13 protein-coding genes are annotated in these 13546 nt (G+C 62.2%); 4 read left to right on the top strand and 9 right to left on the bottom strand.

The genetic code is table 11. The features are described from left to right. The first annotated feature begins 45 nt into the window (after positions 1-45). Together RBQ93_RS05145 and RBQ93_RS05140 are read left to right on the top strand one after the other, a co-directional pair. The gene (locus RBQ93_RS05145; RefSeq protein WP_320370963.1) at positions 46-507 is read left to right on the top strand and encodes an EVE domain-containing protein; all 462 of its coding nucleotides are present in this window, start codon (positions 46-48) and stop codon (positions 505-507) included. Then, a complete protein-coding gene (locus RBQ93_RS05140) occupies positions 507-1490 on the top strand; it encodes a hypothetical protein (protein ID WP_320370962.1) in 984 nt (327 codons plus the stop codon). The genes RBQ93_RS05145 and RBQ93_RS05140 overlap by 1 nt, the downstream gene beginning before the upstream one ends. A gap of 70 nt (positions 1491-1560) precedes the next feature. Here the strand turns inward: RBQ93_RS05140 and RBQ93_RS05135 are convergent, their stop codons facing one another. Next, entirely contained in the window at positions 1561-2562 is a 1002-nt protein-coding gene (locus tag RBQ93_RS05135; protein ID WP_320370961.1) for a peptidylprolyl isomerase, read from the bottom strand. Positions 2563-2744: 182 nt separating this feature from the next. Here RBQ93_RS05135 and RBQ93_RS05130 point away from each other — a divergent pair, with 182 nt between their 5' ends. Both RBQ93_RS05130 and RBQ93_RS05125 read left to right on the top strand, forming a co-directional pair. Continuing rightward, positions 2745-3104 (top strand): response regulator, encoded by a 360-nt coding sequence (locus RBQ93_RS05130; protein WP_320370960.1) that lies wholly within the window; start codon positions 2745-2747, stop codon positions 3102-3104. Between the two features lie 45 nt (positions 3105-3149). Beyond that, positions 3150-4016: a chemotaxis protein CheX gene (locus RBQ93_RS05125; protein WP_320370959.1), complete on the top strand. Its 867-nt coding sequence runs from the start codon at positions 3150-3152 to the stop codon at positions 4014-4016. A gap of 50 nt (positions 4017-4066) precedes the next feature. Here the strand turns inward: RBQ93_RS05125 and RBQ93_RS05120 are convergent, their stop codons facing one another. Genes RBQ93_RS05120 through RBQ93_RS05085 form a run of 8 tightly spaced genes read right to left on the bottom strand, consistent with a single transcriptional unit; the run spans position 4067 to position 13528 of the window. Then, positions 4067-4828, bottom strand: coding sequence for a tRNA1(Val) (adenine(37)-N6)-methyltransferase (locus RBQ93_RS05120; RefSeq protein WP_320370957.1), 762 nt, complete (start codon positions 4826-4828; stop codon positions 4067-4069). After that, positions 4818-7259, bottom strand: a complete 2442-nt coding sequence (locus RBQ93_RS05115) for a YfhO family protein (protein ID WP_320370956.1) — start codon at positions 7257-7259, stop codon at positions 4818-4820. The genes RBQ93_RS05120 and RBQ93_RS05115 overlap by 11 nt, the downstream gene beginning before the upstream one ends. Then, positions 7256-8449 carry a glycosyltransferase family 4 protein gene (locus RBQ93_RS05110; RefSeq protein ID WP_320370955.1) on the bottom strand — a complete coding sequence of 398 codons (1194 nt, stop codon included), beginning with the start codon at positions 8447-8449 and terminating at the stop codon, positions 7256-7258. Before RBQ93_RS05110 ends, RBQ93_RS05115 begins: the two co-directional genes overlap by 4 nt. 1 nt (position 8450) lies before the next feature. Then, a complete protein-coding gene (locus tag RBQ93_RS05105; protein WP_320370954.1) occupies positions 8451-9233 on the bottom strand; it encodes a glycosyltransferase family A protein in 783 nt (260 codons plus the stop codon). Further along, positions 9230-10393, bottom strand: coding sequence for a glycosyltransferase family 4 protein (locus RBQ93_RS05100; RefSeq protein WP_320370953.1), 1164 nt, complete (start codon positions 10391-10393; stop codon positions 9230-9232). The genes RBQ93_RS05105 and RBQ93_RS05100 overlap by 4 nt, the downstream gene beginning before the upstream one ends. Beyond that, positions 10390-11523, bottom strand: coding sequence for a glycosyltransferase (locus tag RBQ93_RS05095; protein ID WP_320370952.1), 1134 nt, complete (start codon positions 11521-11523; stop codon positions 10390-10392). The genes RBQ93_RS05100 and RBQ93_RS05095 overlap by 4 nt, the downstream gene beginning before the upstream one ends. Before the next feature lies 1 nt (position 11524). After that, on the bottom strand, positions 11525-12856 hold the full coding sequence (locus tag RBQ93_RS05090) for a flippase (RefSeq protein WP_320370951.1): 1332 nt from the start codon (positions 12854-12856) through the stop codon (positions 11525-11527). A 45-nt stretch (positions 12857-12901) separates the two neighbouring features. Next, positions 12902-13528 (bottom strand): transcriptional regulator, encoded by a 627-nt coding sequence (locus RBQ93_RS05085; protein WP_320370950.1) that lies wholly within the window; start codon positions 13526-13528, stop codon positions 12902-12904. Between the last annotated feature and the right edge of the window lie 18 nt (positions 13529-13546).

Here is a 13546-nt window from a genome sequence, read left to right as displayed (position 1 = left end):
CCTTGATCTCACGAAAAAATCCTCGCTTCTGGAGGATTATGTTGTATGCGCTACTGGCTCTTCAAGTCAGAACCATCCTGCTTCTCCTTCCAGGATCTGCAGGCCCGTCCCAATGCTACCGAACACTGGGACGGTGTCCGCAACTTCCAGGCCCGCAACTTCCTGCGTGATCAGATTGCGGTCGGGGACCAGGTGCTGTTTTATCACAGCTCGATCCCCGAACCAGCCATCGTTGGGCTGTGCAGCGTGGTACGGCCCGGCTACCCCGATCATACCGCCCTTGACCCTGCTGCCGACCATTTTGACCCCAAGGCATCACCTGACAAGCCGATCTGGTACATGGTGGATGTACGGGCCGACCAGCCCCTGCCCCAACCGGTGCTGCTGGCCACCATCCGGCAGCACCCGCTGCTGCAGGAGATGCCGCTGGTCAACCGCAGCCGCCTGTCAATCCAGCCACTCACCGCTGACCAGTTCCGTATCCTGCTGAAGCTGGGAGGTCTCTGATGAACCTGCGCGCCACGATCTATCTGCTGACGTTTCTTGTCGCAAGCACCTCATCAGAAGCTGCCCAGCGCCAGCTTACCGTATTTAGCGACGGAACGCTGGCCGAGATTGAAGCGGTTGCCAGCAAGGGGATTGCCGAGGTGGTGTTGCCGACGCCGATCCGTGAAAACAGTCTGCGTGTTAAACCGCTGGACAACGCCAGCATCGAGCAGGTGGCACTGCTGCCCTTCAAGATGCCCGCCAACATCCAACGGGAACTGGATCAACTGACCGAGCAAAAGCAGCGCCTGGAAGACCGCCTCAAAGCCCTCGACACCAGAGAAGATATCTTTGAGGCTGCCGCCAAATCACAAAGCTCCAAGGCCCCCCGCAAGACCAAGACCAATCCCGATCCGCTGGCATCGGTCCGCCAGGGGACCGATTTTGCCATCGCCCAACTGGAGGCGGTCTTCACCGCCCGGCGGCGGGCCGAACAGGAACTGAAACGGATAGGCAACCGGATTGCCCAGCTGACCAAGGTCGCGGTCGGTGGTCCCACCGCCCGGGTCACGGTTAGCCCCGCCAACGGGCGGGTCAGGATTGCAGCGGTGCTCGACAGCAGCGGCTGGCAGCCTCGTTATGAACTGCGCCTGGATGGCAGCGGCACGGCGCGCCTGACACAGCTGGCAATGGCAGATCTGCCCCCGTCCGGCTTTGCCAGCCGCGTCACACCAACAGCGTTGTCCGATGGCATGCCGCAGCGCACCACTCCGCTGTTGCCGGGCAAGACAACACCGTTAACCACGTGGCAACTGCCGGTAACCCAACAGTCTGTCTCCGCAGGGCCACTGCCCCGTTTTAGCATCACCCTGCAGAACACCACCAGCCACGCCCTGTCTGCTGGCGAGGCAACCATCTACTACTTGGGTGAATTTCTGGGCACGGTGATGCTCGCTTCGACTGCTGCCGACGCGCCCCTGACCGTTTCCAACCTCGCTCCCTAGCCACAAAAAAGGCCGTCCTCCTTAGATCGGAAGACGGCCCCGCGAGACGCCAGCCTAATAGAAATCTGTATCAGTTGAGATTATTTTCGATCTTGGCCGCTTTCTTGGCTGCCTCCATGATCGCGGTAACCTGCTCACCAATCTTGCGTTGTTTGAGGCTTTCTTCAATCCGCGCCTTCAAGGCGTCAAAGGGCATCTTGTCTTGCGCCCGCTTCTCAGTCAGCTTGATGATATGATACCCAAACTGGGTCTCCACCACACCACTCACCTCCCCCGGCTTCATGGCCCAGGCAGCATCCTCGAACGGCTTGACCATCTGCCCCTTGCCAAAGAAACCCAGATCCCCCCCCTGCTTGCTGCTCGGGCAACCGGATTGTTCCCGGGCCAGCTTTGCAAAATCGGCTCCGGCCTTGATCTGTTTCAGCAGATCCTCAGCCTTGGCGCGGGCCTTTTGCTTGTCAGCCGCAGCGGCCTGCTGATCGACCATGATCAGGATATGGCTGGCCCGCACCTGCTCGGGCATGGTGAAGGTCTCGGGGTTGTTATCGTAAAAGGCGCGCACCTCTTGCTCAGAAATCTTAACCTTGGAGGCGATGGTCTGCTCAATATGGTTCTCTATCACCAGGTTGCGGCGGATCAACTCGCGCAACTGCTTTTCTGACAGGTCCTGCTGGGCCAGACCGTTACGAAATTCATCCTCTGTCTTGAAACGCCCTTTCAGGCGTCCAACCCCAGCATCAATCTTCTTGTCCAGATCAGCCACCGGCGTCTTTTCTGCAAGCTGATACATCAACTCAGCCGCAATCAGCTGGTTCAGCACAAACTGGCGAGCCTCCTGTTCTTTGCCGGCTGGCACCTGTGTACCGCCCTGGCTTGCCGACAGGGCCTTATAGGCCTTGTTCAGATCAGCGGCGGCTATCGGTGTGCCGTTCACCCGGGCAACCGGATCGGGCATAGGCTTCGAAGCCGTAACGGAGGTTTTCTGCGGTACCGCTTCAGCTGCACAGCAAACGGCAGATGAGAAAAAGCTGGCGGTGATCAGGACAGCCGGAACAAGGCGTTGCAGGTTCATGGAAGCGACGTCTCCTTTGGAATGAAATGCACGATGTACGTGTATAGCATGCCGTCAGAGCCCGAAAAAGCGGAAAGTAGGGTAGATTCATTTTTGACATTTTTCCTGCTTTAGGCTAGAGTTCATGCGCGCCGTGCCATCCGGCACAGCCCAGAACAACTACTCTGGGAGGTAAGGTGTCCATGAAGAAGGTGCTCGTCGTCGACGACAGCCTCTCCGTTGCCCGCCAGCTCGAGAAGATCATCAACGAATCAGGTGATCTTGTCTGCGTTGGCCATGCCAAAAACGGGGCCGAGGCGATCAAGATGAATCACAGTGAAGATCCCGACATTATCTGCATGGACATGAACATGCCCGGCATGGACGGTCTGACCGCCCTGCGCAGTCTGGTGGTGTTGGACAAGACCGTCAAGGTGGTGATGGTCACCTCCCTGGGCGGGGTGGGCGACAAGTTCACCGAGGCGATCAAGCTGGGGGCCAAGAACGTGATCTCAAAGCCGTTCGAGCCTGACAATGTTCTGAACATCCTGCGGTCGCTGTAAGACCGCACACAGAAGAACCGACAGCCATCAGAGGAGACCTATCCAATGGCGGTAAAATTTTTCGGACAGTTTTTGGTGGAACAGGGCGCGGTGACCAGCGAGGCCCTGCTGCATGCCATTGAATTACAGGAGCGTACCAACCTCAAGTTGGGCGAAATGGCGGTGGCCATGGGCTACATCACCGCCGATGACATCGAGCGCGCACACACCTCGCAGCTTTCCAAGGATATGAAGCTGGGGGACCTGCTGGTTGATCTGGGCATCCTTACGCCGTCTCAGCTGCAGGAGGTCATCCACCGCCAGAAGGCCACCCACCTCTATATCGGCGAGGCGCTGGTCAAGGTTGGGGCGTTGACCCCTGAAAAACTCGAATCCTACCTGGCCGCCTTCAAGGTCGATCAGGCCCCCTATGTGGCCGACCGGATTGAGCTGCCGGACTGGCTCGCCAACCAGCAACTGTGGGAAACCACCGTTGACATGACCTACAAGATGATCACCCGGGTGCTGGGCATCCAGTTCCGTCCCGGCAAATGTCAGGAAGTCAGCCGTCTCTCCACCAACCATATGCTGGCAGCCATGGATCTGAACGGTGATGCCGCTGCACGCTACCTGCTGTCGGTCTCGGCCGGACTGCAGAAAACCATTGCCAAGGCGGTCCTCAGGGAAGACAACGTCGACCAGGAGCCACCTGAGGTGCTTGAAGATACGGTGATGGAGTTTGTCAATATCGTCTGCGGCAACGTGGTGGCCAAGGCGTCCCAATCCGGCCTCAGCCTTGATATCAACCCGCCGATCACCATCCATCCCGCCCTGAATGGCCTGCCGGTGCCTGACAGCTACCGGGCCCTGCTGTTTCCGATCCACGTCAGCGATGACGAGGTGCTGGAGCTGGCGCTGTTTATCAAACAGTAAGCCGCCCCACCGACACCAATCTAATAAGGGCGCCGATCTCGGCGCCCTTTTTACGTTCCCATCAGGATTTTCCTGACCTCAGCGGTATAGTTCTGGCCATCACGCCTGACGATCAACGGTGGCAGCACCTGAAGCGCGCCATGTCGGCGCCCCTTGGCCAGCTCGACCAGAAACACCTTGGCCTCGGCCTCAGGAGTTCCGTGTACCATCCGCAGACGCAGCACGGTCAGCTTGAGTTCAGCCGCCGCAACCAACAGGTCTGAAAGCCGGTCGGGGTGGTGCACCAAGCAGATCCGGCCGGTCGGCTTCACCAGATACTTGGCGGCAGCCAGAAAATCGACCAGGGTGGCGGTGGTCTCATGACGGGCCGACAACCGACCGGGGTGCTCGTTCAGCCGTCCTTTACCCTGCTTGCGGTAAGGGGGGTTACTGACCACCAGGTCACAACTGGAGACTGGCAAATGACGACGAATATGCAAGACATCCTCATGCAGCACCGTCACCCGTTCAGCCAAACCGTTCTGACGTGCGTTTTCCACAGCCAAACCGGCAGCCCCCGCGTCCTGTTCAAAGGCGGTCACCCGGCCCTGGGGGGCCATACGGGCCAACACCAGCGCCATCACACCGCTGCCGGCACCCAGGTCGGCTATGGTCTGTTCAGCGCAGGCCCCGCTGAAATCACACAACAGTAACGGATCGAGGGTGAAGCGGTAGCCGTCCTTGGGCTGGTGCAAGGTCAGTCCAAAACGCTTCAGCTCGTCGCGGGTGAGAGCATCAGCGTCAAAGGTCAATGGGCAAAGGTCAAACGACATGGGCTGATCTCCGCCTGAACCGCCATTCCCGCACTGCTATCAGCGCAAACAGGGTAAACGCCCCCAGGGTCAGCCACGTGCCGATCTTGAACGGCAACGGATCGAAACGAAACTCTACGGTATGGCTGCCAGGCGGCAGATAGATTCCCCGCAGGATGTGATTGACCGGGACGATGGGCGCCGATTTGCCGTTCACCGTAGCCTGCCAGCCCTGGTAATACTTCTCGCCCACCACCAGCAGGCTCGTGGTAGCGGTTTCAGCCGCCAGGACCATTCGTTCGGCCTGGTTGAGCTGTAGCGTAACCACCCCAGGCTGCTCCGAGGCCACCAGCGGCACCAGGGGGTGTGACTCAACCACTGCCGTGTGGGCAGGATCAAAGGATGCCTGCTGCAGCCGTTTCAGACGTTGCCCCGAGTCGGCAAGCACCTCAACCCGGTTCACCAGCCAGGCCTTGGGCAGCACCTGTCGATTCTCCAGCACCACCTCGCCGCCGCCACTAAAGACCGGCTGATAGTGTGCAGCGAAGTAGTCCTGATCACGCTGGTACGCCTGCTGACCGTAGACCAGCCAGCGCACATTCATCATGTCGGGCAGGGCGGAGCGGAAGGACATGATGTCCAGATATTCCTGCCAGCGACGCTTCTGCACCGCGTTGGCCGTGAACAGCACCGGCAGCTTGGCCGCCGCATAGCGCATCGGATCGGTTGTTCCCAGCAATAGAGTACGGTAGTGGGGCACCTCGCCTCCCTGCTTTCCTGCCTGCCCCCTGCCCCCTGCCCCGTGCCCCTGTTCTTTGATCCACTGCATGGCCGGGCTGGCAGACTGCCCCAGCCGCTTGGGCGGGTCGGTCAGCACCAGAAACTGCCGGTTGACGCGCCACAGGTCGCCCACCAGCAGGGCCAGCAGAATGACCGTGCCGATGCCGACCGTCAGTCTGCGCCGTACCAGCGCCAACAACAGCAAGGCATGCAGGCTGGCCAGGGTCAGGGCGATACCGGTCTCTTGCTCAAGATGGGCCCAACGCCGCATGGCCAAGCCGGCATCGTTCTCATAGCGGGTCGGCCGAACCAGCAGATCAGAGATCCACTCCCTGACCGTAGCACCGAACAGCTGCTCGATCAGTAGCAGCAGGGTCAACAACAACGGAAAGGCCAGCACCCATGCCAGCCACGGCTTGATCTGCGGCGAACGCCACTGCCGCTCGTCCCGCAGCAGGTCGATCCCCCGCGCCGTCAGCACCGCCAGGCCAAAGGCGGTGATGAACAGCATCATCTTGGGCACCCGGAAGCGGTCGATCCCGGGCAGATAATCATAGAGCAGATGGTAAAACGGGGTGTAGTTGCCCATGGAGAACAGCAGGCCGCCGACCACCGCGTACAGGGCGGCCGTTGTGATGCGATCACGCTGCCGCAGCAGCGGCAACGGCAGCAGCAGCCAGGGCAGCAGCCCAAAGTAGGAGGCGGTCTGGGTAAAGACCATCCGCCCCCAGTAGTAGACCTGCCCGGCAGCAGGGCGATCACCGGCCTCCTGACGCGAGAGCCCCAACAGCCCCGGTATCACCAGGGCAACGGTCTCCTCCGGCGGCAGCGACCACATCATCGCCTCGTCCCGTGCCAAGCCACCCTTGCCCTGGTTGGCTCCGGAGTGGACGCCACGGTTGGTGTCACGGGACCAGCTGGCCAGCGGCGCCAGGGAGATGGCCACCGCACACAAAAAGAAGAGGGTCATCACCGCCGTCATCAGCAGGTCGCGCCCCTTTTCACGTGCCGAACCGCCCTCCAGCAGGCGCACCAGCAGGTAGGCAGCCACCGCCAGACAGGTGTAGAACGATATCTGCCAGTGGGTGTTGAAGAATTGGAAGGCCAGCACCAGCCCGGCCGCCAGGTAGTGCAGCCAGCGCCGCGAACGAAGGCCCTTTTCAAGGAAGTACAAGACCCAAGGGGCATGGGCGATGGTGGCGATCTTCATCACATGGCCGGCATTTACCAGTGAGACGTTTTCGGTGCAGAGCGCAAACACCAGCCCGCCGAACAGGGCGCCCCAGCGTGAGCTGCCCACCAGACGGCAGTAATAATAGGTGCCCACTCCGCCCAGAAAGAGATGCAACACCATGAACCAGGCCACGCTGGCCGGGGCCGGTATCAGCCCGAAGACCAGCCGGTAGAGGTACAGGAACTGCATCGAGGCCATGCCGCCGTCATTGCTGTGGCCGCTGTTGATGTAGGGATTCCAGCCGGCGCTGGACAGATCGACCCGCAGCAGCGACCAAAACGGCTTGCCATAGGCGTCGTAGACCCCCCAGAAGAACTCGTTGAGGATATCCGGAGCCCGTACGATCTTGGGGGTGAACAGGATCGGGCTGAACAGGGCCACCATCAGGGCCAGCAACAGCAGCAGCACCGGCCAGTTACGGGATGCAGTACGGTTCATGAGCGGCGCACCTCATCATATAACTGCTCAAGCCTTACGGCAGCGTTCTCCCACGCAAACTGGATCCGCACCCGTTGTGCAGCGGCCGCTCCCAGCCGGCTGGCCAGCTCCCGGTCCGCCAACAAACGTTGCGCAGCCTCCACAAGACCGTCGACATCGCCGGAGGTCACCAGCAGGGCGCTTTCGTTGTGAACCAGATATTCGCCAACCTGCCCCACCCGCTCCGCCGCCAGCGGCATGCCGGCTGCCGCCAGCTCGGCCAGCTTGGCTGGGCACTTGGTCCGGTTCAGCAGGCTATCGTCAAACAGATAGATCGCCGCATCGGCAGCTGCCAGACAATCGGGCAAGGCAGCCGGTTCCTGCCAACCGGCCATGACCACGGCATCGCCAAAACCGGCCACAAAGGCCGCCTGCTCCAGCTCACGCTCCTCACCACGGGGCCCGAGCCCCACCACCAGCACCCGCAACTGCGGCAGCCACTGACAGAGCCGTTCCAGCACCTGGTGCAGCCGTTGCTGGGAAAACTCGAAAAAACGGGTATAGAGCAGCAGCACCGGCAGATCCGGCGCGATACCGAACCGTTGTCGTCCCGCAAGGCGGTCACCTGTAGGCCGCAGCAGCGGTCCGTTGGGCAGATAGAGGGTCCGCTGCTGCCGGGCGCCCATGCCCCAGGCCAGCGACTCCAGGGCGCGGGAGGCCACGGTCACCCCGTCGGCCCAGCGGGTCAGGACCTGTTCCTGAAAGGCAAACAGACGCTTCTCCGGCCAACTGTAGGGATGTTGATCGTTCATACCACCGGTGCCTTCACGGTCATCGCTGTCCACCACCAACAGCGGCAGCTTCAGACCGCACTGCCGCAGCACCAGCAGCAGCAAGGCCGCCAGCCCGCCATACCCCTTGGGCTTGAAGAGGTGGATCAGGTCAGGCTGCTGGTCAAGGGCCGTTCGCAGCATCCGCCAGGCGATCAACGGCGCAGCCAGCAGACCGATGGCCGGACCCAGGGCCACGTTGCGCACCGTTACCCCCTCCACCTGTTCCACCAGGCCGGCATCCGCCGGGTTGGTGTAGGGCGGGGCCACGATCTCCAACTCGTGACCCCGTGCCTGCAGTGCCTTGGCCAGCGGCAGCATGCGGGCCTGCACGGTCCCCTTGGGACGGATACCGAACGGTGCCAGAAAGACGATCCTCATCCTAACGCCCTGCCCCTCTCTTGATACGACGGTAGATCCGGCTAGTGGCCAGACGATAATACAACGGCAGCAGCAGCGACAGCGCGCCTGACCAACCACCGAAAAAAACGGCATGCTTTACCAACAGCCGCCGATGCAGTTCAGCCTTCAGGCCGGCCTCCATACCGGCCGCCATGGAGGCCGGATTCTTACGGTAGTAGAAGCCGGTCAGTTCCAGACAGCGCACCCTCCGTCCCAGCTCCAGCAGCGACAGCCAGAAGTCCCAGTCCTCCCAGCCGCGGCGCAACTGCTCATCGTAGCCACCCACCGTCGCCCAATCCGCCCTGCGATACAGCGCCGAGCAAAAGATCACATTCCCCAGCCGCATCCGCCAGCGGCTGAAGCGCGGCAGACGCCACGGTCCGCTCTCGGCCCCGAATTTCTCGGCACGACAGTAGACGATCCCCAGACGGTCATCGGACGCAAAGGCTTGAACCGCCTGGGCCAGATACGCGGGGCCGATCCGATCGTCGGCATCCAGCGGCAGGATGTAGGTTCCGTTGGCTGCGGCGATGCCGCTGTTGCGGGCAGCGGCCAGCCCGCCGTTCTCCCGGCGGATCAGCCGGGTACGGGGATAGTCCAGCGCCGCCAGGATCTCTGACGTTTCCAAGTCCGTCGAGCCGTCATCCACCACTACAATCTCGCACTCGGCATAGCCGGATGCCAGCACTGAACCGATCGATTCGGCAAGATAGCGGCCCTGGTTGTAACAGGGTATGACCACACTGACCAGCGGTCCACTCATCCCTTGATCACCCGTTGATACTGCTCGCAAAAACGCGCACCGGAAAAATGCTGGCCGGCGTAGGCATAGGCGCTGGCCGACAGGCGCGCCAACTGCTGACGGTCAGCCGCCAGTGTGGCAACCGCTGCCACCAGGCCCTCAACCACCGCATGCTCATCGTCGGCCGGCAGCAGCCAGCCGTTTTCCTGGTGCCTGACATGCTCCGGAATGCCACCCACCGCGCAACAGAGCGGCACGCAGCCCTGGGCCATTCCCTCCATCACGGTCAGCGGGAATCCCTCGCGACTGGAGCTGATCAGCACCAGGTGGGACTGCCGGTACAGCTGTACCAGTCTTGCCTGGTCGTCGATCTGGCCGGTCAGCCGACAGCAGGCGGCATCTCCGTCTTCAAGCCAGTCAGCCAGATCGCCCGCCAGGGTAAAGACCACCGGCAGACCCGCGTCGCTGCAGCGTTGTGCGGCACGACCGATCAGATGGATCCGTTTTTCCTGACTGCCCCGGCCAACAAACAGCAGCTGCAGCGGCCCGACTGACGTTTTTTCAGGACAGACCGGCGGCACCTCCACCCGATTCGCAATCACGGTCAGACGGCTGTCGAGATCAGCAGCCACGCCTTCAGCACGATAGAAGGCCAGCAGTTCATCCCTGACCCCGCGGGAGATGACCACCCGCTGTTGCAGACGATCCAGCACCGGCAGGGCAAATCGCTCCGCGCCGCCCCCCAGCCCGTGCAGCAGGTCAGTTGCCCGCACATGGTCCGGCAGATGGGGCAGTAGCAGGTAGTAGAACAGGGCGTTGCAGCCGAAGACCCGCGCCCCGGGATGTCTGCCAATCAGGCCGGCCAGCAGCCCGGCACTGAAGGGATAGCCGTATTTCAGGAACGGTCCGACAGCAAAGCAGCGCGCCGCAGCCGTAAACTGTTTCCAAAAGCGTCGATCCCGGGAGCGCTTGGCAAAGAAGACCCAGGGCCGCTCCTGTGCGAAACAGTTTACAATATCAACGTGCACCTGCTCCGCCCCGCCGGTGTGATAAAAGGGGAAAAAGAAGAACAGACCTGAGCGGTTGTGAACCGGCACATAACGACCGATCAGCCGACCGAGACCGACACCGAGCCTGACCAGCAGCAGCATCAGCGGATGACTCTGCACCGAGGTCGTCATGGAGCACCATCCAAGGCAGCCTGCAGGTAGTCCACCGTCTCGCGGCACATCCCGTCAAGAGCGAACCGCTGTTCGGCACGCTGCCGCATCAGCGCCCCTTGACGCTGGCGCTCGGCTGGGTCCTGCATCAGCCGTTGCAGCAGAGCGGCCAGCGCCTCCGCATCCCCCACCGGCGCCAGCAGCGAGAGACCCGCTTCGCCAACCGCCTCGCGCAGGCCAGGGATATCACTGCCGATCACCGGCAGTCCGCTGGCCATGGCCTCCAGCACGGCATTGGGAATACCCTCGCTGGGTGAACTGTGCACGCAGAGGTCAGCGGCGGCCAGCAACCCCGACACATCCGACACCGCACCCAGAAAACGCACCTGGCCGGCAACCCCCAGTTGTTTGGCCTGCCGCTGCAGGGGCACGGCCTGATCGTCAAAGCGTCCTGCCAGCACCAGCAGGTCAGTGCGGCCCGTGCGTGACACCACCAGCTGCCAGGCCCGCAGCAGGGTGGCGTGATCCTTGTAGCAGCTGAGGTTCGCCACCATCACGACCACGACGGCATCCGCAGCCACAGACAACCGCTGCCGCCAGGTGGGTCGATCGTCCACCGCTGGCGACAGGCTGACGCCGTTGCGGATCAAGCGCACCTGGGACGGCAGCAGGCCGAAGGTTTTCAACAGGTACTGTCGCCCCCCCTCTGCGTTGGCGATGAACTGCTTGACCCGGCTGATGGCCCAGCGATGCAGCCAGGTGGACGGCAACAACAGGCCGGCGTCGGCCTGGTTCCAGACGCAAAGTTGGACCCCGCACCACCGCCACAACAGCGCCGCGGCCAGGTTAGGCACCTTGGTGTATGACAACACGATCTGCGGTTGTGCGCCACGCAGACGCCACCAGAGCCGCAGCAGGTGCGGCAGCCGCCGACGCAGCCCCCAGTGCAGCGTCACCGCCCGCCAGGGGATATTCCAGACCTCGCACTGGTCGGCAACGGCACCCCGCCCTGCGCCTAGGCCCCAGACCTGCACCTCTGCCCCCTGCTGCTCCTTCAGATGCCGGGCCAGCAGTAACCCCTGCCGCTCCGCCCCCCCCAGCTCCAGGTTGCCAAACAGCAGCACTATCTTCAGGTTCGTCAGAGAGGCCATCTCACCACCAACGCGGCAACAGCAGGGAGCGCATGATCATGGCAGCCGCCGGCCTGAGCGAAGGCGAGAGATAACAGGCCCCTTGGGCGGCCACCCAGTAGGAAAGGCAGGTTGCCCCGGCAGCCCCCATGGCGCCATAGCGCGGTATCAGCAACAGATTGAGCAGGATATTGGCAATGGCACCGGTCGAGGCGGTCCACAATTGGGCCCGACCCCAATCCAGGGCGATGAAGTGTGCATTGCGGGCAACGGTCAGGTTGGCGAACAGGCCGGCCCAGATCAGCACAGCCAACAACGGTGCAGACGGTTGATAGGCACTGCCGAACAGGAGCTGCACCAGCCAGGGGGCCAGCAAGGTCACCGGCAGCGCCACTGCGTAGCCCAGGAAGGCCAACAGGTTATAGAGCCGTTGCAGCTGCTGCTCAAACTGTGCCTGATCAGTGGCTCGCAACTCGACGATACGGGGAAACAATGAGGAGACAATGGCGGCCGGCACAAAGTACCAAACCTCGGAAATACGGACCGCTGCGGCGTAAAAACCGACCTCAGCCTCGCTGGTCAGCGCCCCCAGCATAACCTGATCGATCCTGAGGTAGATCATCAGCACCACCCCCGACAGGACCATCGGGATGGCACTGCGGACCAGCGAACGGAAACGGACGCCATCCCAGCGCCAACTGCTCAGCCGCTCCGCCTTACGCAGATACACAAACACTAGGCCGCAGGCCACCAGCAACGCCTCGACCGCCGTGGCAATGGCAATGGCGGTCAGCGAGGCACCGGCCAGGACACAGGCCAGTTTTGCCGCACTGGAGACCAGAAAGGCGGCGATCCGCACCATGACCGTATAACGTGACGCCACGCGGGATTGAAACCAGAGGTCCACCACCTCGCTGGCCTGGAACAACAACGAACTGCCCAGCAGGGCCACCAGCAGCAGGGCCAGACTATCGCCCGGACGCAGCACCAGGATCGTGGCAACAGCCAGCAGGTAGGCCAACACCCCGCTTGCCAGACGGATCAGAAAGCTGGTGCCCAGGATCGCGGCCCGGTTAGCCGCGTCGTTCACCAGCTCGCGCACCACTAGTGCTTCCAGCCCGAACAGGGCCAGTGCGGAAAACAGCATCACATAGGAACCGGCAAAACTGAGCAGACCGTAGCCTTCCGGTCCCAGGTAGCGGGCTATCCAGACCCCCACCACCAGGCCAACGCCCATCCGAACCAGACGGTCGCTGAACAGCCAGAGGGTATTATTGAAGCCGGGTGCCTGCAGCAAGGCACCAAGTCGGCTGGTGATAAAAGCGGGGAGACAGCGACGCATGAAGGTAAGCATGGCGCACGTGGTCAATGGCTGCGGCTGGTGCACGAAAACGTGCTGTCAGCCTGCATACGGCAGCTCGAGAAAACAGGACGGCACCAGGATGGTTTCCGGCTTGGCCCCCAGTTCCAGCAGCGCGGCCTTCAGTTCTGCAGCCCGCCGCAGGGATGAGATAACGATCCGGTGGGTCTCCCCCAGCAGGCCGTAGGCCAGCGAGACCACCTCAACCCCCATGAATCGTTCGCCAACGCCACAGGTATCCATGGCCAGTGAAAGTTCCAGGCCGGCCTGCTGCATCGCCAGCCAGGCAATGCCGGCACCGCCGTCAACACCGCAGAACGCAACCCGTTCTACCCCTTCCTCCCGGAGCTGGGCGGCTATCTGACAATACTCCTGCTGTATGACGGCGATGATATCATCCAGGTAACGAGCATGCAGCAGCGCCAGACGACGCCGTTCGGCGCCACCCTTGGCGGTCAGTTGGTAGCTTTTACGGTTGCTGGACAGATCCCGCACCCGCACCCACCCCTTGTCGCTGCAGACCTTCAGGTAGCCGTTCACCAGCCCCAGGGCGCTCTGCAGGCGACGCGCCAGGTCGCGCTGCGAGCCCACATCCCCCTTGTCCAGTTCACAGAGCAGGCGAAAGACCGTGTAGTCATCCAGCGATAGCAGTGCTTTTTTGTTCATGGTGTGAACCATTACCTC

Origin of the sequence: Trichlorobacter sp. (assembly GCF_034008105.1) — a bacterium.
Classification (GTDB): domain Bacteria; phylum Desulfobacterota; class Desulfuromonadia; order Geobacterales; family Pseudopelobacteraceae; genus Trichlorobacter.
The sequence above is the reverse complement of the archived record's forward strand: the minus strand, read 5'-3'. Positions and strand labels throughout refer to the sequence as shown.